Here is a 21,386-nt window from a genome sequence, read left to right as displayed (position 1 = left end):
TGCCAAATTATGGGGTTGGATCCCGGTCAGGACGGTGCGCAAAGAGCTGGGCCACTTTGGCGCAGAACAACGCCATGCTGGCCGCGAGCAGGCCGACGCTGGCCCACGCGACGCCGTGAATGGGCGTGGACGCGAGCGGCATGGACCAGGTCAGCGACGCCACGACGGAAAGGCCCAAGGTGCCGCCGCTGAGACTAAACAATTGGACCGCGCGCCACCTGTTCATGATCTGAAGCAGCGCCGCGAGATACGGAGCGCGTTTTTTGTGGCCGGCGATGCGGGAGGCGATCCATGTGGGGAGCAGGAAGGACAGTCCTCCCATCACGGCCTGAAGCATAAATCCGATAAATGCGGCATGGGTATAGGCGACAATGTGGAGCTTGCCATACGGCAACAACGGAGGGGACCACAAGGAATTGACGCTCACCGCCAGCCCTATCGCCGTGGTCAGCAAGAGAAAGACATTGGCGGCCAGGAGATGGTCCGAAGCGCTGGATCCCGGCTGCCCCGCTTTGATCCATGTCGTCAGCTGATTGGCAGTGTGAAGCGCGATTCCGATAAAGAAAAATCCTCCCGCTGCCAGTTGAATCTCAAGCGAGGACAGCCAAAACCCCGTGAGCAATCCCGCTGTGCCGCCGGGCAGCAAAATCAACGCCACTATATCTAAGCCGGGGCGAGAAACCGGCCGGCCCAGGACCTCGGGCACCCACCGCTGGATCAGCCCGATGAAGGTTAAGGTCATAAAAGCCAGCACCGTGAGATGAATATGAGCGAGGCGCGCATGCCCGTACCGGCTCTGAAATAGATCAAACGAAAGCCCCGCACCAATGATGAGTCCGCCGGCCAGCGCGAACAGGGCAGATCCGTAATAAAACCGCTGCACCGCTTCTTCGTGATCATGGAAAAAGAATCGCCGGATTTCTTTGCTCGAGAACAGCAACACGGCAATGATCGCCACTCCCCCCGCTCCGACGAACCGATGGTCGCGCAGGCCGAAGCCGGCAAGGAGTACGATGGTCGCCATATTGAAAAAAAGATATCGGAAGGATAGAGAGCCGCGCCCGGTCCGGACATTGGGCGGGCTCATGAGAAACACGCCGATCAGGAGTTGGAGCATGCCGCCGACCAACGCGCCGTGGACATGGATCAATGTGAGAGCAGGGGAAAGCGGCGTCCCGCGAACGATCCCGACCAGAATTGACAGGCCCAGCAATGAGGCCAGTACGAGCCAGGTTAGTCCGGTCAGGAGCACGATCAAAGGAGATCCGGGGGCTGCTCCCATCCCCCGCTAGTCCCTTTCCAGGAAATAAAAATGATCGGTGGGACCTTTGCCATGGCCGATCGCCAGGCTGTGGCGGATGGCTTCGGTGAGGTAAGTCTTTGCCGACTGGACGGCGTCGGCAATCGCCTTGCCCCGTGCCAGTTGAGCAGTAATCGCGGAGGCGAATGTGCATCCGGTCCCATGGGTATGCGGCGTGTCGATGAACTCGCCTTTGAACACATGAAAAAACCGTCCATCGTACAGCAGATCGGTCGCCCGCTCGGTCAACAAATGGCCGCCCTTGATGAGGACATGCCGGCATCCGGACTGATGAATGATCTTCGCGGCCCGGCGGGCGTCGGCCAGCGCGGTGATCTCGATGCCGGACAATTGTTGCGCTTCATGAACGTTCGGCGTGACGAGCAAGGCCAACGGCAGCAACTCTTTCTTCAGCGCGTCCACGGCGTCCGGCTTCAGCAATGGACGCCCGCTCTTGCTGACCATCACCGGGTCGACCACGAGATTCGGCTGGGCCTGTGTTCGAAGCATCGCGACGACGATACGAACGATGTCCGCCGACGCCAACATGCCGGTCTTGACGGCCGAGACATCGAAATCGTCGAAGACCGCGTCGAGCTGCGCGGCAACGATGGAAACCGGAAGTTCGAAAATATCGGTGACCTCTTCGGTGTTCTGGGCCGTCACCGCGGTGAGGACCGACATTGCATACACGCCGTTGGCCGACATGGCCTTAATGTCGGCCTGGATACCGGCACCGCCTCCGGAATCTGAACCGGCGATAGTGAGCGCTTGTTTAATCATGGCAATAATCTACAAGTCCTCCGATCAGTGAGCAGGCGTCGTGTTTCCCGCCTCCACGTCGGCCGGTTTAAGGCCTGTGTGCCGGCGGGCTAGTTTCAATCCGTCGATGGAAAAGACGACGTCGCGGCGAGGGGACATTTCATGAAAGTGCAGGCTGAGCGTCGATCCGGGCTGGTGGTCCTGCATGGGAAATATCAGCACGACCTGCGCTTTCTTGCCGGGCGCCAATTCCGTCCCTCGCACGCAGAGGCCGTCGCGGCTCTCGGAAACATGTTGTCGCCATTCGTCGCCGCGTTCATCTTTCACAAAGGTGTCTTGCAATTGACAATGAATTTTTATATCCCGCGGCGAGCGATTTTCCAGTGTCATTTCGAGGCCGATATACCGGTCATATTGTTCCACCCCGATAATCTTCATCGCGTAGACATCATTCGTATGGGTCGGCAGCTCGGCGGCCGGAGCTTCCGGCTCCTTTCGCTGCGGGGGAGCCGGCGGCACGGGCGGTGGTTTGAAGAAGGCGATCAGCGGACCGGCCTTGGGAAGAACACCGCGAGCCGCGCCGATCGCTTGAACAGTCTGCGGCCGAATCAGTTTTGCCGTGACCTGAATACCTTCCGGGATCTCGATAAAGGATCCGACGACGAACACATCGGCTCGCAGAGCTTTTGCGACCCGCCGGACGGCTTTCGTCTGTGACACATCCAACCGGTTCAGACGGTGCTTTGACATGGTTGCAGAGAGCAGCGCCCTATCGACCACCGTGACCTCTCCCACCACGAGCAGTTGCGTGCCGAGTTCTTCGGCAAGAAACTGCCCCACCGGAACGACATGTCCCTTCTGGTCGGTAAAATCGAGGATCGCGAGCCTGGTGGCTTTGACCTTCGCTGCTTCTGAATTCACTCCTTCGGCCAGTTCCTTGAGGCGTTCTTCATAGTTCGACAGCGCCTGCGCGGAGCCGGTCCAAGACATGAGGACGACAAGGATCAGCAGAAGATGACACATGGATACGTAGTCCTGTCTAAGCCGAGCAGCGAGTCCCATTATACCCGTCCCGATGATCCTGTCCAGACATGGATCCTTTGTGAATGGCCATGCAGCAAGCCGGATCATGCTCGGCATGCTGATCCGGAGCTGCTAACAGTACCATCGCGAGAAAGGAATATGCGAGCGTTGACCGGGCAACCGTTATAGGGCTCGGTCGTAATGCCATTGCATGGTGCGGATCGGTGTCGGCCGGCGAGAATCGGGTTTGAGTCAGCCGTCAACCAAAATTGTTGGCCGGCGGAACCCGCGCTTCCCCGCCCTTCGGAGTGGCCCTTCCGGGTCTTGCCGTGCGGATTTCCTGCCTCACTGACTCGGCGGCGCGCACAAACGTGATACTCTCTATTCATCGCATCGTGGGCCATTTCGGAATTCCCGTGCCTGTTGCCAAAGCCCACAGTGGCGTGGGTCAGTTCCGGCCTTCCTTCCCCGCAACCCCCCGGTGGGCGCCCCGCTCGCGCTTGGTCCGCCGGACCTCCCCTGATATTTTCGGTTTAGGGTCAATTATTCCGGCATTGCAATTGCATTTTACACCTGAGCGTTCACCAAGCACATGGTAGAGGAGCTTATGGAAGCACACAAGCTGGATAGGCCCGACCATTCTCCGAAGACTTCACGGAATCCATTGTCTGAAGGAACTGAACCATTCCGCTGGGGCCTGTTGGCTCGCGTGATTCATCCGCTTACCTGGGCTTGGATCGCGGCCTTGTGGCTCGGCCTTGCCTGGCTGATCATATTTGAAGCCGGCTAGCACCTTCTCACAGAAGATCGCTGGAGACTGAAATCCGTCCATGCTGTTACTTTTTCCACCCCCTTGATGGTTTTCCCATAGCAGCCTCGACTCTCCGTCCAGCGGCTTGATCGGAATGGCCCAATTTCGTCCGGGCCGAAGCCGAAATCCGGCAGGTAGAATTGCGAGGGGCCGCCCTTTCTCGGCTTGGCTGGAACGGATGCGCGCAGAGATTTGGACGTAGCGCGGAAGCATTGATCGCCGATTGCCCTTCATCAGCCAAGGCCCCGACGTCTACAATCGTTCCTTCTCACGCGACCCATCGACCTGCGAGTGATTGGTGGCCTGCCCGATGTAGCCTCGGCATTTCCCCGGGTAGCATTATGCTCGATAGAGGACTAGCATGAAGGTAGAAAACCCTCTCACCCAGAGGAGGTCAATATGCCAATCTTTTTCCTCGGTGCATTGACGATTCTGGTTCTTGCCATCGCCGTCTGGGCTTCCGTTACACAAGACAGTGATCCCACGATGATCGGGGAAGCCGAGCCCGATTGGGGATCGGAGTCGTTTGAAGGGCAGAACGAATACCGAAAGGCAGGCTGATCGGCGGTCTTGAGGTCTGTGCCGAGTACGCGACCGCGTTCGCCGCGTCTACCGGTACATTCTCGTTATCGCAGATGGGTCTCGTCGCTGCGAGAGAACTGGTTTACCGTGAAGCGGCATCGGCTGGCAGATGCCGTTCATGGTGACAATCCTTGTCCGCTTCTTTATAAGAGCGGCGTGAAGGCGGCTGGACGGATGCGCGCAGCCGGTTTAGCTGTGGCGCCGCCTCTACCGGTCCGCTTTCTATGCTCTAGACAGGGGCGACTGGGTTCTGCATCGTCAATCGCACCAAGGTTCGGGTTACCACGCTTGCTGAGCTGCTGCGGTCCGCTTTGGCGGACGGTGAGGACTGTTCGCGGTTCCGTTCGCCGAAGGCAGGAATGGAACAAGTTCCGCAACCAATCGCCTGCTCCTCATACCGGCCACTTTTCCTCCGTCCACGCCATTTCCCAAAACATCCATTCATAGCGCGAGCTGATGAGGAATGACTGCTCCATCCGCCGCTTTTCATCTTGTCCCGCCCTCCGTGCCCAGCGATCGACCTGTCGGCGCATCCACGCCTGCACCGCTTCGAACTCGGGAGACGCATACAGCATGAGCCAATCGCGGTAGGGATGCTTTGGGCCGGGACGGCCGTTCTTCAGAAGGTATTTGCCGACCACGCAGTAGATCCAGGCGCAGGGAAGAGCGACCACCGTGATTTCGGCGGCGGTTCCATTCGCCGCGACCCATAACATGTGTCGTGTGTATGCATGGTTGGTTGGCGCCATCGGTACCGCCGCCATTTGCTGCTGAGACAGTTTCCACCGGGCGCCATAACTCTCGTGAAGGCTGCGTTCCACGGTGATCGTCTCTTCCGCCAACTTTGCAAAACGCAACGCGGAATCGGAATCCGGCGCTCGTTGTGCCGCCGCGGCAAAGACGCGTGCGAGGTCGGCGAGAAAACGGGCGTCCTGCAGAATGTAATACCGGAATTTTCGGTCGGGCAATGTGCCGTTGCCGAGGGCGACGACGAACGGATGCGTCAACTGCGCGCGCCAGATCGGCTGTGCAAGTTTGCGGAGGTGATTGGAAAATGACATGCGATGATCCTTCTGTCAGCCTCGTAACCGAGAGGAAGTACCGATTTGGTGATCTCGTGATTTGGTGAGGTGAATATCGCCAAATTGTACAGTCACCCCGCTCTTAATTGGGCGCGCGAGACACGAGCGATGAGGAGTCACGGCTGGGCCGCCCAGGGTCTGGGCATCCGGTTGATTCCGTCCAGCGCGGCCACTCGATAGCATTCGGCCAAGGTCGGATAGTTGAAGACGGTATCGACAAAGTAATCGACCAAGCCGTGATGAGCCATGACGGCTTGGCCGATGTGGATCAGTTCCGTGGCTCCGTCGCCGATCGCGTGGACAGCCAGGAGTTCTCTGGTCTTGTTGTGAAAGAGCAACTTCAGCATGCCGATGTCATCGCCGATCAGTTGCCCCCTTGCGATTTCGCGATAGCGAGCGACGCCGACGGCATACGGCACGCCGTTCTTGGTCAAATCCTCTTCATTGGGCCCTACCATGGAGATTTCCGGAATGGAATAGATGCCGTACGGCAACAATTCGTTCTTCGTGGAGCAAGCCAGTCCGAAGGCATGGCACGCGGCATGGCGTCCCTGCTGCATCGAGGTGGAAGCCAGGGCGGGAAATCCGATGATATCGCCGACCGCGTAGATATGCGGAATGGATGTTTGGAAGTGTTCATTGACCTGCAGCCGGCCTCGATTGTCCGGAACGAGACCGATTGCCGGCAGGTTAAGATCCGTGGTCGCGCCGATCCTGCCGACGGAATACAGGGCGGCGGCCGCGGCGATCTCCTTGCCGCTTTTCAGCCCGACAATGACCTGGCCTTCGCGCGTTTTCTCGATTCCGACGACCTCTTCGTTGAACCGCAGCGTAATGCCGATATTGCGCATTTGATACTGCAACGCTTCGATGATCTCCGTATCGACGAACTCAAGCAATCGGGGGCGCCGCTCGATCAAGGTGACGCGGACACCCATGGTCGCCAAGATCGAGGCATACTCCGTCCCGATCACGCCGCCGCCGATAATCGTGAGCGACTTCGGGAGTTGTTTGAGTGCGAGAAGACCGTCGGTATCGATGATCGTGGAGTCGTCAAATGGGATATGGGTAGGGCGTGCCGGTGTGGTGCCGGCTGCGATCACGATATAGTCGGCGGTATGCTCGGCATTTTCATGGGCGCCATGGACCGCAAGCTGATGCGGGTCGATAAAACTGGCCGTGCCGGAGAGTACCTGGACATTGTTCCTCGCCATCTGGTTATGAATGATCTCCACTTCGCGCTTGATGACGTAATTGGAGCGAAAGATGAGGTCCTCCATTGTGACGTCCTGCTTGACGCGATAGCTGGCCCCGTAGAGATTGCGCTGATGGAATCCCGAAAGGTAAAGAACGGCTTCACGGAGGGACTTGCTGGGGATCGTGCCGGTATTCGTGCAGACTCCTCCGACGACTTCTTTGCGTTCAATGATCCCCACGGCTTCCCCGAGCTTGGAGGCCTGGATGGCGGCCTTTTGCCCGGCGGGGCCGGTGCCGATCACGAGCATGTCGAAATGCGCCATGATGACCTCGTCGCGGCGACGGACGGCCGCGGACCGGGGATCTTCCCGTGCGGATGTTTCGACGTATCGAAACATCCGCTGTGAGCCCGCCGCCTGTCCGGTGGGTGATCACGGCGGTCGCCCCCGTCGTGTGCCGAGAGTGAAAAGCGGGTTACGTCTGAATCAGCTGGCCGTCACAAGCTTGCGCGCAAACCTGAAGGCTTCTTCCATGTCCGGCAGTTGCGCGAGTTCGGGCGTCACCTGAAGATACCGGACGATATTGTCCTTATCCACCACGAGGACGGCCCGCGTGAGCAGATGCGGGTCCTTCAGAAACAGCCCGTGGGCCTTTCCAAAATCAACGCCGCGGTAGTCGGAAAGAAAGGTGACATTCTGAATCTTGGCCTCTTCCGAAAAGCGCCGTTGCGCAAATGGCGTGTCGACACTGATCGTAATCAGCTCGACCATCTTGTCCAGTCCCTTGTTTTTCTCGGACAGGTAATGAGTTTGTTGTTCGCACACTTTCGTGTCGAGCGAGGGCACCACACTGATAATCCGAACTTTGCCTTTGCCCTTCGTATCGGTGACGCCGATCAGGGTGAGATCGGTCTGCACGAGCTTGACGTCCCGAAGCGGGTCTCCGACCTTGATGGCCGTGCCCGACAACATCAGCGGTTTGCCTTGAAACAGAACATTGTTGCCATCGCCCGGCTTGGCGCTGCCGTCTGCGACGGGAAGAGTCTTGTATGAAAAATCCGGTCTTGTCGGATCGACGGTGGTGCATGCGACGGTCACAGCAAGAAGAACAGCCGCCGGCATGGCAGGGAGCAACATGAGTATACGGGCGCGCATGATGGCCTCCGACATGAATCGTTCCTGCCAATCCTGAAGACTGAAACGTGCAGACACTTTATGTACCGGCTTCAGCTGTAAGTCAAGGTTCCAGAAAGTTCAACAGCAGCTGATTCACCAGCCTGGGCTGCTCCCATTGCGGGATATGGCCGGCATTCGGGACCACGTGCAGAATCGAATGAGGAATCAGTCCCTGCATCTCCTCCCCGACCCGTGGGGGAAACAGCCGGTCCTTCTCGCCCCATATGATCAATGCCGGATGCGCGACGGCGTGGAGACGAGAGGCGAATTGCGATTCCCATTCGGGCAAATGGTCGCGAAGCGACATCAAGGGCCGCATCAGCCCGGGGCGGCGGCGGTTTCTATTGGAACGCTCCAGTACGGCCGGCGTCAAAAGACTATGGTCAAAGACAATCTCCTTGAGCACTGTTTCGGTCGCGTTCGAGCCGAAGAGCCAATTACCGAATTCGATCAGCCAGACCGGGGTGCGCGTCTCGACGGCGCGTTTCATAATCGGACTGGTCAGGGTGCTCTTGATGTCCGGTGGCAGGCCGCTGATCAGGACCAATCGATCCACACGATCCGGATAGGTCAGCGCGAAGGCGATGGCCAGGCCGGCTCCCATGGAATTGCCGACCAGGCTCGCTCGTTCGATATGCAGCGCGTCGAGGAAGCCGCGAAAAGACTCGACGAGCAGAGCCGGTCGATAATCAATGGCCGGCTTATCGGACAGTCCAGATCCAAGCAGATCCAGCGTAATCACCCGGTGGCGGCCGGACAGGTCGGCTTGCTGATATTCCCACTGCCACATTGATCCGCCGAATCCATGCAGCAGCACAAGGGCCGGTCCCTGTCCCTCATCCAGGTACGCGAGATGATGGCCTTGGACCGTGGCGGAATGGATCGGGAGGCGCTGGATCTGATCAAACCAGGGCGGGATGTCACGGGAGGAAGAGCAGCCGGCCATGAGTCCCCATACGAGAAGAATGGCGATAATGGAAGGAGACGCGGAGGGCCGGACCCGCGTGAGCCCCGTCAGGGCACTCACGGTCTACTCCAACTGGATCAAGGTCTCGTCGGTCTTCACGTTCTCGCCTTCGGACACGAGAATCGCCGACACGCGCCCGTCCATCGGGGCGGGAACACGGCTCTCCATCTTCATCGCCTCGATAATCAAGAGAGGATCTCCCGTCTTCACCGCGCTCCCTTCGGAGACCAACACCTTTACCACCCGTCCCGGCATGGGCGGTGCCACGTCTCCCGGCTTCGTCGGCTTCGGCCGTTTGGGTTGGCTCGCACTGCCGGCTTCCGGCGCTTCCGGCACTCCCGCCAGCACTTCTTGGATCGACTCGAGAGACACCTCCTGCAGCCGGTCATTGACCCGAATATAGTACGGCTTGTGGCCGTCCTTTTTCCGGCCGGATCCAGAGACGACGACATGATAGGTCTCGCCGTGGACCGTGATGTTGAATTCGGCTGGCGCCAGGTGCAACTCATGTGCAACGGCGGGACCCTTTGTTTCCGACGGTTCCAGCGGTTCCGGCTGCAAGTCGCCCCGCTCGCGCGCGTCGAAGTAATCCCGCGCAATGGCCGGAAACAGCGCGAACGATAGCTGATCCTCGATCGAGCTGACGGACTCCGGCAAATTTTGCTTCATCGGCTCCAGTTCCGGTTCCAAACGATCGGCCGGGCGTCCCTTGATCGGCTCTTCATCGCCGATGGCGCGGGCCATGATCTCCTTATCGACCGGGCCGGGCGGGCGGCCGTACAGCCCCAGGAAATAATTCTTCGTCTCCGTCGTGATAACCTTATAGCGCTCGCCCTGTTCGCCGGTGAGCACATTGAGCGTGGCCTGCGTGCCGACGATTTGACTGGTCGGCGTCACCAATGGCGGGTAGCCCATGTCTTTGCGAACACGCGGCACTTCGTCCATGACTTCCTTCATCCGGTCCAGCGCATTTTGCTCCGCCAGCTGCGCCGCCAGATTTGACAACATGCCGCCCGGGATCTGGGAGGTCAGGATCTCGGCGTCCACGCCGGTAAAATCGCTCTCGAATTGGCGGTACTTTCGGCGAACCGTCTGGAAATGTTCCGTGATTGGTTCGAACTGCCGGAGATCGAGCCCCGTGTCATACGGCGTGTTGCGCAAGGTCGCCACCACCGTCTCGGTCGGAGGATGGGAGGTTCCGCCGGCCAGCGGAGAGACGGCGGTGTCGAGCATGTCCAGCCCCCCGAGAATGGCCATGAGGGAGGACATCGAAGCCATGCCGGAGGTGTAATGAGTATGCAGATGAATCGGGACCTTCACGGCGGATTTGAGGCGGCGTACGAGGTGATAGGCTTCGAGCGGCGCGAGCAGGCCCGCCATGTCTTTGATGCAGAGCGTATCCGTGCCTAAATCCTCCAGTTGCCTCGCCATGGTGACAAAGCGATCGAGATTGTGGACGGGACTGACGGTGTAACAGATCGACGCCTCCACGTGCTTGCCGCAGGACCTGACTTCGCGGATGGCGCGATCGAGATTTCGAACGTCATTGAGCGCGTCAAAAATGCGGAAGACGTCGATGCCGTTGGCGGCCGAGCGCTCAATAAATTTCTCCAATACATCGTCCGCATAATGCCGATAGCCGACCAGGTTCTGACCGCGGAGCAGCATCTGTAATTTCGTGTTCGGCATTGCCTCGCGCAGGGCACGCAGCCGCTCCCATGGATCCTCCTTGAGGAACCGGAGGCAGGTATCGAATGTCGCCCCTCCCCAGACTTCCAGCGACCAGAAGCCGACGGCGTCGAGCTTCTGTGCGATCGGAAGCATATCCTCCGTCCGCATGCGCGTGGCCAATAACGACTGGTGCCCGTCGCGCAACGCGACATCGGTGATGAGCAATTTCTTCTGCGGCGCCGGTTGGATTGATAGATCCGGCTGCTTCGTCCGAGCGGTCTTCGCCTTGGGGGCGGGAGCGGCTGCGCGACGGGATTTCTTGCGGGCGGATTGCACGGGTTTCTTTCGTGTCGGCATTGATGGACGCTCGTTCTATGTCCTAATCGGTGGATTAATAGTCTCGGCCGGCATTGAGGCTGGCGAGGTCAGAGTCCTTCGTAGGCGGCGATCGCAGCGGAGATGGCCAGCACCAGATCTTCCGGTTCTTCCGATTCTTCGTACTGGTACAGCTCCGGATGCGTTTCCAAGTACGAGGTGTCGAAATGGCCGGATCGGAAATCAGGTTCCATCATGATATTGTTCATGAACGGGATCGTCGTTTTGACGCCCCGCAGCACATATTCCTCCAACGAACGGCGCATGCGGCTTACGGTTTCTTCCCATGTCCGGCCCCGCACCGTCAACTTCGCGAGCAGCGCGTCATAGTAGGGCGGAATTGTATAGTCCTTGTACACCGCGCCGTCGATCCGCACCCCGATGCCGCCGGGCGACAGATAGGCCGTTACGGTGCCGGTGCAAGGCATGAAATTGTTCCGCGGATCCTCGGCATTGATGCGGCATTGGATGGCATGGCCCTGCAGCGTCACGTCCCGCTGGCGGATCTCCAACGGCTTGCCGGCCGCAATGGAGATCTGATTGCGAACGATGTCGATCGCGGTGATCTGTTCCGTGACCGTGTGCTCGACCTGGATACGCGGATTCATCTCGATGAAATAATACCGGCCTTCCTGGTCCAGCAAGAATTCGACGGTGCCGGCATTGTCGTATTCCACCGTGCGGGCAATAGTAATGGCGGCTTCACCCATCTGCGCCCGAAGTTTCGGGGTCAGCACCAGGGACGGCGCAATTTCGATGAGTTTTTGGTGCCGCCGCTGGATGGAGCAATCCCGCTCGCCCAGGTGGATGATATTGCCATGCTTGTCGGCCAGAATCTGGAATTCGATGTGATGCGGGCGTTCGATGTATTTCTCGACGAAAACACTGCCGTCGCCGAACGCCGCCTGCGCTTCGCGCCCCGCCGGTTCCATGTTGTCCCGCAGCTCGTCATCCGAGCGAACGACGCGGAGTCCGCGTCCGCCGCCGCCTGAGCTGGCCTTGATCATGACCGGATAGCCCGCCTCCCGCGCAAAGGCCAGCGCCTCTTCGACGTCGGTGACCCCGCCCGGTGTGCCGGGCACAATGGGGATGCCGGCTTGCTTCGCAATCTCGCGCGCTTGGACCTTGCTGCCCATGAGCCTGATCGCTTTCGGGGACGGGCCGATGAAGGTGATACCCGAGCTCTGACAGAGCTCGGCAAACTTGTCGTTTTCGGACAGGAACCCGTATCCCGGATGGATGGCATCAGCGCCAATTCGTTTCGCGAGGTCCACGATCTGCTTCATGTCGAGGAAGCCTTTGACCGGGCCTGGACCGACGAGGTACGACTCGTCGGCTTTTTTGACATAGATGGCGGTGGAATCAGCGTCGGAGTAGATCGCGGCCGTCGCAATATTGAGTTCGCGGCATCCGCGGATGATCCGCATGGCGATTTCGCCGCGATTGGCAACCAGAATCTTGCGGAACATGTATGCGCTCGTCGGCCTGCTCAGCGGCCATCGTTTCCGGGTGAGATCCAAAAAAGATCGCGTAACCTAGCATAGGGCAAAGAGAGTTGTCGAGTCTGGGCAGGAGGCTATGAGACGCGGTTTATCCGAGAAGCGCGGGCCAGGGGGCCTCTGGAAGACCCCCCCTAGACACGGTCCGTTATTTCGATTTGATGAGAAGAGGTTTTGATTGCGCGCTACCGCCTCCTGCCACGACGATGACAAAGGACATGCCTGCCTTGGCGTCGGGGACCGTCGCTTCGATGGTGCTCTCGTTCAGAAAGTTGTAGTCGACCTTTTCCCTGGAGGCCGCGCTGAAGGTGACACCGTGGAAGCATTCCTTGGTGCCGAAATTTTCTCCCTTGATCGTGACCTTCTCGCCGGGTTTCGCCTCGTCCGGCTCCACTTTGGAAATGCTCGGCCGCTTGGACCGGTCACACACCGGATCTTTTTCCACTTTGGCCGAGTCCGACCCCTTGATGGATTCCATATCGAACAGGGTAAAGCCGGTGCCTTCGACGGTCGATCCCTGGTCGGCATTTTCAGCGCTCATGGCCACGACCGGACCGGTGAGCATACCGGTGAGGATGACTGCCGCCGACAACCCGTAATGAACGATGCGCATGAGGCCCTCCTTTCAAGCCGCTATTTAGACTTTAGCGAAGTGTATGTATCGGAGATGATTTTCTGCCCCTCAGCGGACAGGGCATAGTCATGAAACGCGTCGATGAGAGGATTCGATTCCTTTTTTGAGAGTAGCAGCACGGGGCGACGCAAACTGTAGCGACCGTCCTTTACGGTCGGAAGCTCCGGTTCGACTTTATCGATTGGGAGCAACCGCACCGCCACGCCGGAGTTCACCGCATCCAGCGCATGCCGCAACGACAAATAGGACACGGCCGACAGAGGGGCCAGTGTTCCTACAATGGTCTTGATGACCTTGTCGTCGCGGGCGATGACCTTGGCCGTATCCGGGATTTTCCCTGCAATGCCCAATTGTTCCTCAAACGCATCGCGGATGTTTTGATTGCGCGGCCGGTCGATCAACATGATTTTTGTGTCGGGGCCTCCGAGATCCGACCAGGTCTTGATGGTGCCTGAGAAAATCTCTCCGACCTGCTGCTTGGTAATTTCCTTTGTGAAATTAGATAAATGAACGACCACGGCGATGCCATCCCAAGCAATCTGAGTGGCATGAAGATCTCCATTTCCGGTTCCCGTGACGGCGATGTGCGCCTGCCCGGCCTTCACCATCTCGACAGGTTTGGACCGTTCATCCCACAGCACGTCCACATAGGCGCGGGGATTGGCCTTCTCAAACGCCCGGGCGAGCGGTTCCATGGCGGTTAATTCTGGACCGTTGCCGGCGATGATCAAGTTGCCGGACACTTCAGCGTGAAGCACGCCAGGAAGCAACAGCAGCAGGCAGCACCATGCGACGAGAGATGTCGAGTATTTCACGCTGGATACCGTTCCTTTCAATGTGCCCGGCACGCAAAACCGTGAAGCCGAGATAGGATCGACGCTGACTGTCGAACGTTCAGGCTACGAAGAACCCGATGCGCCGCTGTTGCTGCCCCCGCCGCCGGCAACGTCCGGCGGCATGGTCATGTTCGGCGGCGGCGAGTTGCGTTTCCCGGTGAGAGGCGGAAGCTTGGAGAATTTACTCATCCGTTCGTTGAGCATGTTGTAGGCCTTCATCTCTTTGAAGCCGGGCTTGCGGTCCCCCTTGACCGCCGTTGCGCAGGCCGAAATGATCCGTGTGGCGCTTTGGGCATTGCAATGGGGACAGATGGTATCCTCTGGGCGGGCATGGACGGACTGAGTCGCTTCGAATTGTCCCTCGCATTGGTCACAACGATATTCATAAACCGGCATAGATGACTCCTTGTTTCACGCGGAAATTCTCGCGCATGGTATGTCAACCGGCGTGAGGCACAGTCGAGGCCTTGACCGTTCGAACTGATTTGCACTATTGTACCGAAATCAATGTTCTAAACGCGAGTCCAGAATTTGAAGGAGCCTTTGTTATGTCGTTGTTAATCCGTCGGTATAAGAGTTCCAGTGGAGTCATGCAGGAGGAGCGGATTGATGATCCGGATCGGATCGACCGCTACATGCGCATCTTCGAAAAGGATGATGTCAAAAAACTGCAGACCGGCGCCAAGGTGTTTATTGAAAAGGACGAATGGCAACTCCTGCCCTAGCGGGTTCCTCCATTTCGATTTTCTCGATTCGTCTTCATCCATGCCCCAACGCAAGCGACTCCGAGCCGGTTGCATTGCCCTCCTCTACGCGTGGTAGGGTAAGCGCCGGAACGCGATAGAACGGTTGGTTATGATTTATTGGGTGCATATCGCGCATGCCATCGATCGGGCGACGCTTCACCGCGAGCGCTGTTCGGAGGTTCCGTCGAACATGTCGAACAGCGATTACTGGGGCGGCGGCTGGTTTGACTATCCGGACAAGGAACGTGCGCTTGCCGCCATGGAGCAGGCCGGGACGACCGAGCAGCGGCGCTGCCCGCTGTGCAAACCGTGACAGCGAGGACGCTCGCGCGCCTTCGGTTATTCGGTTAATTCCTCATTCATCATTCCACATTCCTAATTTCGTTCGGTTATGCCCCGGCTGGCGATTCTTCTGACGACGTTGGTGTGGGGCGCCACGTTTCCCGCCACTAAGGCCGCGCTTGAACAAGTTCCTCCGCTGACATTTCTGTTCCTGCGCTTTCTTATCGGTGCCACGCTGGTATTTGCGGTTCTTTGGATCACCGGCCGGCGCATCCCTCGCGATCGTTTCACGATCCGCATCAGCGTGATCGCAACGGGCTGGTTATTCCTCGGGTATGTGCTCCAGACGATCGGTTTGCACTATACCAGTGCGTCCAACTCGGCCTTCATCACGGTGCTCTACGTCGTGTTTGTGCCGTTGTTCCTTAGGCGATGGGGCCAGAGAGGATGGATGGCGGCATTATCCGCCATGGTGGGATTGTGGCTGCTCGTCAAACCGTCCGCGCAAGGAAACATCGGAGATCTTCTCAGCCTGGGCTGCGCCGCCGCCTTTGCAGCACACATCGCTTGCCTAGAGCGATACACGCGGGTGGCGGATCCTCTGGCGGTGTTTGCCTGGCAGCTTGCGTTTGTGACTCCGGCCATGTTTGCCATGATGGCCTGGGAAGGCCCGTCACCGTCGGTCTTCACGTTCAGCCCGGTGCTGATCATAGGACTTGGAGTGACTGGAGTCTTGGCCACCGGCGCCTTTGCGGTTCAGATCTGGGTCCAACGAATACTTCCGGCTCAGCAGGTGGCGTTGCTGTTTTCGCTGGAGCCGGCCTGTGCCTCATGGCTTGCCTGGTACTTTCTCGGTGAAACTATGGATGTGCAGGGTTGGGTGGGGAGCCTGCTGATTTTGGCCGGAGTGGTCCTGGGTTCACTACAAGACGAGCCTGCGGACGGATTGAGCTCGATGGCGATCAAATCCCTGTCGATCAAATGAAGGAGAGGCATCGTGGCGCAAAAATTTGGGAATGGTCGGTGGGTCCGAGACGGCTTTTTGGACAATCGCACGACAGGCAGCGTCGTCGGCAAGATCGAGTTTGCAGGGATCGGCCCTGTTGAATTCTATCTTCGCGGCGATTGTCGCGGAGAAATCGAGGGCCGGATGATCTGCTTTCGAAACAGCCGGTTCGCCGATGAGGAACTAGCCGGACAGGTCCTCGTGGATTTGGAGATCCCGCAGATCGGGGATGTCAGCCTGATCTCCTTCGATCCTCATCCGCATTTGACGCCGCATCCCTATATCGAATGGTTTTCGTTGCGCAAAAACCATTATCGCATCGAACTGGCTGCGGAGGATGCCTGGGTGGCAAAGGAGGAGGACATGGCCAGCCTCGACGGCGAAAGCCGCAGAATCAGGGAGGCGCTCGGCGAACTCTACCGCCCGGCGCAGCGCCGTGAGGAATCCGACTGGATATGAGAGGCGCGAACGTCATGCGGCCTTGCTTTTCCCGTCACGCACATGCATCGGGACGCCGCGGACATCCCAGACGAGACCCAGCCACGCCATTGCTTTGAGAATGTAAAACGTAATGTCGATCTCCCACCAATAGAATCCTTGCCGCGTGGAAGCCGGATAATAGTGATGGTTGTTGTGCCAGCCTTCGCCCAGGGTGATCAGCGCCAGCCAGAAATTGTTTCTGCTGTCGTCGCCGGTGTCGTAGCGCTGGGAGCCGTACACATGCGAGAGCGAATTGATCGTGCAGGTGCCGTGGACCAGGGCAACGGTGGAGACGAAAAATCCCCAAATCAACATTTGAGGGCCATTGGTCCCCAGACTCGGCGCGTATACCTCCAAGAGTTTACCCAGTCCGAACATGCCGAACCCGCACAACGTGGGCACTAAGATGTCGAATCGATCCAAGAATCGCAACTCGGGAAATTTCGCGAAATCACCGATGCTTTTGAGCCGGGGCGCGAAATGCGTCTGCGAGGTGAACCAGCCGATGTGGGACCACAAAAACCCTCCATGGCGGGGGGAGTGCACGTCGTCTTTGGTGTCGGAAGCGATGTGATGATGGCGGTGATGTCCCGCCCACCACAAGGGGCCTCGTTGCGCGCAAGACGCGCCCAACAATGCGAACGCGAACTGGCATCCGCGGCCTGTCTTGAAGGTGCGATGTGAAAAGTAGCGGTGATACCAGCCGGTGATGGCAAACATTCGGACGAAATAAAAGGCCGCCGCCACCCCGACTGCCGTCCAACTCCATCCCACCCAGAATACGCCCAAACACATGAGATGAACCGCGATAATCGGCACGCAGCGCAGCCAATCCACGCGTGGAGGACCTTCGACTTTCATATGCTCGAGTCCCGCCCAGGAATCGAACCAGCGAAGAACGGTGAACCAAAGCTCCGATCCTTTTAAAGGCCGGGATGCTTTAGGCAGGGGCAGGGCACGTGTGTCGCTCATGTTTCCTCCATGCTGCGTTGGGGATCGGCGAGGTCTGGTGAAGCGTTGCGCCGTCGTCCCGATCAGTCTGTCAATCACCGCGGCGCTTGATGTAGAAACTCTGTGAGGCAGGCCGCCGGATGCGATGTGGACCGAGAGTTACCCGATTACCGTTGGAAGCGCATTATACACAATCCTACGAGGAGAAAAGAGATTTTTTTGAGAAGCGGTAAAAGCGGCCTGGGATGTCCGGCCGGTGGACGGAGGCCGGCCCGTTCAATTTGACAGTGCTTCAAGCCCGCCTCTAGAATGCGCCTCTTATGAACGATCGTTTTCTCAAAGCCTGCCGGCGGGAGCCGGTGGATTGTACGCCGGTCTGGTTCATGCGCCAGGCAGGCCGGTACATGTCCGAATACCGGCGGTTACGCGCGACGCATTCGATTCTGGACATGTGCAAGACGCCGGACCTGGCGGCCGAAGTCACGTTGCAGCCGATCGACCGGTTTGCCCTCGACGCGGCCATTATTTTCGCGGATATCTTGTTGCCGCTCGAGGCGATGGGGCTCCATCTTGAATTTGCCGAAGGGGAAGGGCCCGTGATTCACAATCCCGTGCGAGATCGGGCCGGGGTTGATCGGTTGAAGGTCATCGACGGGGACGAATTGCAGTATGTCGCGGATGCCATCACATTGACCTGCCGATCGCTCGCGGGCCGGGTACCTCTGATCGGGTTTGCCGGGGCGCCGTTTACGCTGGCGAGTTATGCGATCGAGGGCGGCGGTTCGCGCAACTATGTGCTGACCAAACAATTGATGTATCGGGAGCCGGAAGCCTGGCACCGGCTGATGGACAAGCTCGCACGGGTGGTGACGGGTTATTTGAAACGGCAAATCAGAGCCGGGGCGCAGGCGATTCAACTGTTCGACAGCTGGGTCGGTTGCCTGGCCGCCGGCGACTATGCGGAATATGTGATGCCGCATGTTCAGCTTATTTTCGACGGCCTCAAGCAGGAAGGTGTACCCCTAATTCACTTCGGGACCGGCACGACTGCCATCCTGAGTCTGATGCGCAAAGCCGGAGGCACCGTGATCGGCGTTGATTGGCGCATCCCGCTGGATGAGGCCTGGGCTATGGTCGGCCACGATGTGGCCGTGCAGGGCAATCTGGATCCGGTGGCGCTCTTTGGCCCGATCCATGAAATCGAACGGCGGGTTGAAGATATTCTGAGGCGAGCCGCCGGCCGGCCCGGTCATATTTTCAATTTAGGCCATGGCATCCTGCCCCAGACTCCCGTCGACCATGTGGCTGCCGCGGTTGAGATGGTGCACAAGCTGAGCAAAACATAGAATTAGAACTGAGCAATTAGAAATGAGAAATATAGGACGGAGCATGCCGGACAATACGAGTTTCTTTCTTCGAATTCCTCATTGCACATTCCACATTCCTCATTGCGAGATTTAAGATGCCGGGGCCGCAAAGACCGATCGCGATTTTGTTGATGGCCATGGGGGGACCGAGCCGGCTCGAAGATGTCGAGCCCTATCTCCTCGATGTCCGAGGCGGCCGTCCGACCCCGCCCGAGCTGGTGGAAGAAATTCGTGAGCGCTATCGGCGGACCGGAGGCAAATCTCCCGTTTTAGACATCACCCGCAATGTTGCGCGGCATCTTGAGCAGAGGTTGAATGGGCCGGGCGGGGAACGGTATCGCTGCTATGTCGGGCTGCGTCATTGGCGCCCGTATATCAAGGACGCCTACGCCGAACTGTTAGACGACTTTCCGGAGCATGTGATCGGCCTCTGCATGGCGCCGCAATATTCGGCTTTGAGCATCGGCGCCTATGTGAAGAAGGTTGAAGACGCCCGTGCTGCGCTTCACGATGAGACGCCGATCAGTTTCGTCACGAGCTGGTATCGCCATCCACGCCTGATTCAGGCTCTCGTCGAGAATATTCAAATCGGGCTCCAGCGTTTTCCGGCCGATGTCCGATCCCGCGTCCCCATTTTGTTCACCGCGCACAGCTTACCGTCGCGAATCGTGGACATGAACGATTCCTATCCGCGGGAGGTCGAGGGCACCATGGAGGCGGTGCGCGAACAGTTGGGGGCGACTCCGACCCGGTTTGCCTATCAGAGCCAGGGCCGAACGGGAGAGGCGTGGTTGGGACCCACCGTGGAGCAGGCGCTGAATGAATTGGGGCAAGCGGGGCACCGGCAGGTCCTCGTTGCGCCGATCGGCTTCATCTGCGATCACATTGAAACCCTCTACGATCTGGATATTGAACTGAAGGAATCGGCAGTCAAAAAGAATATTCAACTGGAACGTATGCCCATGCTGAACGATTCAGCCGCGCTGATCGAGATTCTGGCGTCGGTGGTGGAGACGCACGAATCTTCGCTTGTACACTGACCGGCCGGGCGCTCCGTCCTACGCAGGAGCGCGCACTGTGACCGCCGAGCGCAGAGCGGTCGGCCGATCGTTCCGAACCCTGTCATCCTCGTGACAAGCCATCGCAAATCAGTCGTCATTATCGGCGGAGGGATTTCCGGCCTGGCGACGGCTTACGCGCTCCAGCGGCAAGCGACCGAAATCGGGATTTCATTGGACTGCACGGTGCTCGAGGGCTCACCGGTCTGGGGCGGAAAGATCGTGACCCATCGCATCGGCGATCTGATCATGGAAGCGGGGCCGGATTCATTTCTTTCCCAGAAACCGTGGGCGCTGGAATTGTGCCAGCAGTTGGGGCTGGGGGGCGAGCTGATCAATACCAATCCGATGGAGAAGAAGGCCTTCGTTTTCTCCCGCGGGCGTTTACACGAATTACCGGAGGGGCTCGTGACTTTCGTCCCTCATCAGCTCGGTCCATTTTTTCGGAGCGGATTGCTCTCATGGCGGGGGCTGGGGCGGATGGGTCTCGATCTGGTGATCCCGCGACGTCGGTCTGTTGAAGATGAATCGCTGGCCGCATTTTTCCGCCGCCGGTTTGGCCGGGAAGCCTTCGAGCGGGTCTTGGAACCGTTGATGGCGGGCATTTATGCCGGGGATGCCGAACAGATGAGCCTCCGCGCGACCTTCCCGCGGTTTCATGAGTTGGAACAACGCCATGGGAGTGTGATCCGTGGAATGATGGCCGCCCGAAAGGTGCGGGCGGCGGCTGGGCACGGTTCCGGTCCGGTCCGCACCATGTTCGTCACGCTGCGCAATGGATTGAGCCACCTCGTCACGACGCTGGTGGACCGCCTGCAACAAGATCGCGTCGTGTGCAAGGCCGGCGTGGGGGTCATGGCGTTGCGAGTCCGGTCCCATCAACTTGGCCGCTGGATGTACGACGTCATCTGCGACGATGGAGCGGCCTTGGCCGCCGATGCGCTGGTCTTGGCCATCCCGGCCTATGGTGCGGCGGATTTGATCCGCTCGCTCAGCCCGGCGGCGGCCGGGCTGCTCGAACAGATTCCCTATGCGTCGACGGCGACCGTATCCTTGATCTATGACACGCGTGAGATGACGGCGCGACTTGAAGGGTCCGGCTTCGTCGTCCCTCGGGTCGAAGGACGTGAACTGCTTGCCGCGACGTGGACCTCTCTCAAGTGGCCGCATCGAGCTCCTTCTGACCAGCTGTCGGTTCGATGCTATGTGGGCGGGGTGGGCCGAGAGTCGGCGCTCCGGCAGGATGATGAGGCATTGGTTCGACTGATTCGAGCGGAACTTCTTGCCATCGCCGGTATAACGGCGGCGCCGCGCTATGTCGAGGTCAATCGCTGGGAGCGTGCCATGCCGCAATATGTCGTCGGTCATGGGGAGCGGATCAACCGCATCGATGCCGCCCTCAGCCGGTTCCCCGGGCTTGCATTGACCGGCGCTGCTTACCGAGGCGTGGGCATCCCCGATTGCATTAAAGACGGGGTATCCGTTGCCGCCGGATTGATGGAGTATCTACGGACACCGGATTTCAAGCCCGCGACCGCTGCCGCGGACCCGGCATGATCGAAGCTTTATTCAGCATGACGAC

The 21,386-nt window shown here is 58.8% G+C and carries 22 protein-coding genes; 9 read left to right on the top strand and 13 right to left on the bottom strand.

All coding sequences use genetic code 11. From position 1 onward, the window contains the following. Nucleotides 1-7 precede the first annotated feature (7 nt). The 3 genes from ACWGXE_RS16405 to ACWGXE_RS16395 are packed head-to-tail and all read right to left on the bottom strand — an operon-like array spanning nucleotide 8 to nucleotide 3,124. A complete protein-coding gene (locus tag ACWGXE_RS16405) occupies nucleotides 8-1,282 on the bottom strand; it encodes a hypothetical protein (RefSeq protein WP_447599059.1) in 1,275 nt (424 codons plus the stop codon). A gap of 6 nt (nucleotides 1,283-1,288) precedes the next feature. Continuing rightward, entirely contained in the window at nucleotides 1,289-2,083 is a 795-nt protein-coding gene (gene thiD, locus ACWGXE_RS16400) for a bifunctional hydroxymethylpyrimidine kinase/phosphomethylpyrimidine kinase (protein ID WP_447599058.1), read from the bottom strand. 24 nt (nucleotides 2,084-2,107) lie between these two features. Further along, a complete protein-coding gene (locus tag ACWGXE_RS16395) occupies nucleotides 2,108-3,124 on the bottom strand; it encodes a FlgO family outer membrane protein (protein ID WP_447599057.1) in 1,017 nt (338 codons plus the stop codon). 568 nt (nucleotides 3,125-3,692) lie between these two features. Here ACWGXE_RS16395 and ACWGXE_RS16390 point away from each other — a divergent pair. Both ACWGXE_RS16390 and ACWGXE_RS16385 read left to right on the top strand, forming a co-directional pair. Continuing rightward, nucleotides 3,693-3,875, top strand: coding sequence for a hypothetical protein (locus tag ACWGXE_RS16390; protein WP_447599056.1), 183 nt, complete (start codon nucleotides 3,693-3,695; stop codon nucleotides 3,873-3,875). 420 nt (nucleotides 3,876-4,295) lie between these two features. Next, on the top strand, nucleotides 4,296-4,457 hold the full coding sequence (locus tag ACWGXE_RS16385) for a hypothetical protein (protein ID WP_447599055.1): 162 nt from the start codon (nucleotides 4,296-4,298) through the stop codon (nucleotides 4,455-4,457). 413 nt (nucleotides 4,458-4,870) lie between these two features. Here the strand turns inward: ACWGXE_RS16385 and tenA are convergent, their stop codons facing one another. From tenA to ACWGXE_RS16340, 9 genes are all read right to left on the bottom strand, one after another. Then, nucleotides 4,871-5,539, bottom strand: a complete 669-nt coding sequence (tenA, locus tag ACWGXE_RS16380; RefSeq protein ID WP_447599054.1) for a thiaminase II — start codon at nucleotides 5,537-5,539, stop codon at nucleotides 4,871-4,873. A gap of 137 nt (nucleotides 5,540-5,676) precedes the next feature. After that, nucleotides 5,677-7,080 (bottom strand): Si-specific NAD(P)(+) transhydrogenase, encoded by a 1,404-nt coding sequence (sthA, locus tag ACWGXE_RS16375; RefSeq protein ID WP_447599053.1) that lies wholly within the window; start codon nucleotides 7,078-7,080, stop codon nucleotides 5,677-5,679. 162 nt (nucleotides 7,081-7,242) lie between these two features. Continuing rightward, entirely contained in the window at nucleotides 7,243-7,911 is a 669-nt protein-coding gene (tpx, locus tag ACWGXE_RS16370; RefSeq protein ID WP_447599052.1) for a thiol peroxidase, read from the bottom strand. 82 nt (nucleotides 7,912-7,993) lie between these two features. Further along, nucleotides 7,994-8,959 (bottom strand): alpha/beta fold hydrolase, encoded by a 966-nt coding sequence (locus ACWGXE_RS16365; protein ID WP_447599050.1) that lies wholly within the window; start codon nucleotides 8,957-8,959, stop codon nucleotides 7,994-7,996. Nucleotides 8,960-8,962: 3 nt separating this feature from the next. Next, nucleotides 8,963-10,927, bottom strand: coding sequence for a sodium-extruding oxaloacetate decarboxylase subunit alpha (oadA, locus tag ACWGXE_RS16360; protein ID WP_447599049.1), 1,965 nt, complete (start codon nucleotides 10,925-10,927; stop codon nucleotides 8,963-8,965). Between the two features lie 68 nt (nucleotides 10,928-10,995). Continuing rightward, nucleotides 10,996-12,414 carry an acetyl-CoA carboxylase biotin carboxylase subunit gene (accC, locus tag ACWGXE_RS16355; protein ID WP_447599048.1) on the bottom strand — a complete coding sequence of 473 codons (1,419 nt, stop codon included), beginning with the start codon at nucleotides 12,412-12,414 and terminating at the stop codon, nucleotides 10,996-10,998. A 178-nt stretch (nucleotides 12,415-12,592) separates the two neighbouring features. Beyond that, nucleotides 12,593-13,057, bottom strand: a complete 465-nt coding sequence (locus ACWGXE_RS16350; protein ID WP_447599047.1) for an IPT/TIG domain-containing protein — start codon at nucleotides 13,055-13,057, stop codon at nucleotides 12,593-12,595. A 20-nt stretch (nucleotides 13,058-13,077) separates the two neighbouring features. Continuing rightward, nucleotides 13,078-13,893: a substrate-binding domain-containing protein gene (locus ACWGXE_RS16345; protein WP_447599046.1), complete on the bottom strand. Its 816-nt coding sequence runs from the start codon at nucleotides 13,891-13,893 to the stop codon at nucleotides 13,078-13,080. Between the two features lie 84 nt (nucleotides 13,894-13,977). Next, nucleotides 13,978-14,310 carry an FmdB family zinc ribbon protein gene (locus ACWGXE_RS16340; protein ID WP_447599044.1) on the bottom strand — a complete coding sequence of 111 codons (333 nt, stop codon included), beginning with the start codon at nucleotides 14,308-14,310 and terminating at the stop codon, nucleotides 13,978-13,980. Nucleotides 14,311-14,462: 152 nt separating this feature from the next. Here ACWGXE_RS16340 and ACWGXE_RS16335 point away from each other — a divergent pair, with 152 nt between their 5' ends. From ACWGXE_RS16335 to ACWGXE_RS16320, 4 genes are all read left to right on the top strand, one after another. Further along, a complete protein-coding gene (locus ACWGXE_RS16335; RefSeq protein WP_447599043.1) occupies nucleotides 14,463-14,639 on the top strand; it encodes a hypothetical protein in 177 nt (58 codons plus the stop codon). A gap of 130 nt (nucleotides 14,640-14,769) precedes the next feature. Next, nucleotides 14,770-14,973: a hypothetical protein gene (locus ACWGXE_RS16330; RefSeq protein WP_447599042.1), complete on the top strand. Its 204-nt coding sequence runs from the start codon at nucleotides 14,770-14,772 to the stop codon at nucleotides 14,971-14,973. Nucleotides 14,974-15,051: 78 nt separating this feature from the next. Further along, nucleotides 15,052-15,927 (top strand): DMT family transporter, encoded by an 876-nt coding sequence (locus tag ACWGXE_RS16325; protein ID WP_447599041.1) that lies wholly within the window; start codon nucleotides 15,052-15,054, stop codon nucleotides 15,925-15,927. A 12-nt stretch (nucleotides 15,928-15,939) separates the two neighbouring features. After that, nucleotides 15,940-16,407 (top strand): hypothetical protein, encoded by a 468-nt coding sequence (locus ACWGXE_RS16320; protein ID WP_447599040.1) that lies wholly within the window; start codon nucleotides 15,940-15,942, stop codon nucleotides 16,405-16,407. 12 nt (nucleotides 16,408-16,419) lie between these two features. Here ACWGXE_RS16320 and ACWGXE_RS16315 read toward each other — a convergent pair whose 3' ends face one another. Continuing rightward, on the bottom strand, nucleotides 16,420-17,400 hold the full coding sequence (locus ACWGXE_RS16315) for an acyl-CoA desaturase (protein ID WP_447599039.1): 981 nt from the start codon (nucleotides 17,398-17,400) through the stop codon (nucleotides 16,420-16,422). Nucleotides 17,401-17,699: 299 nt separating this feature from the next. On the opposite strand from ACWGXE_RS16315, the gene hemE reads away from it, so the two are divergent. From hemE to hemG, 3 genes are all read left to right on the top strand, one after another. Further along, nucleotides 17,700-18,725, top strand: a complete 1,026-nt coding sequence (gene hemE / locus ACWGXE_RS16310; RefSeq protein ID WP_447599037.1) for a uroporphyrinogen decarboxylase — start codon at nucleotides 17,700-17,702, stop codon at nucleotides 18,723-18,725. A 116-nt stretch (nucleotides 18,726-18,841) separates the two neighbouring features. Continuing rightward, the gene (hemH, locus tag ACWGXE_RS16305; protein WP_447599036.1) at nucleotides 18,842-19,786 is read left to right on the top strand and encodes a ferrochelatase; all 945 of its coding nucleotides are present in this window, start codon (nucleotides 18,842-18,844) and stop codon (nucleotides 19,784-19,786) included. A 90-nt stretch (nucleotides 19,787-19,876) separates the two neighbouring features. Further along, nucleotides 19,877-21,361: a protoporphyrinogen oxidase gene (gene hemG / locus ACWGXE_RS16300; protein WP_447599035.1), complete on the top strand. Its 1,485-nt coding sequence runs from the start codon at nucleotides 19,877-19,879 to the stop codon at nucleotides 21,359-21,361. Nucleotides 21,362-21,386: the final 25 nt, after the last annotated feature.

This window comes from Nitrospira sp. Nam80 (assembly GCF_965152575.1).
The sequence above is the reverse complement of the archived record's forward strand: the minus strand, read 5'-3'. Positions and strand labels throughout refer to the sequence as shown.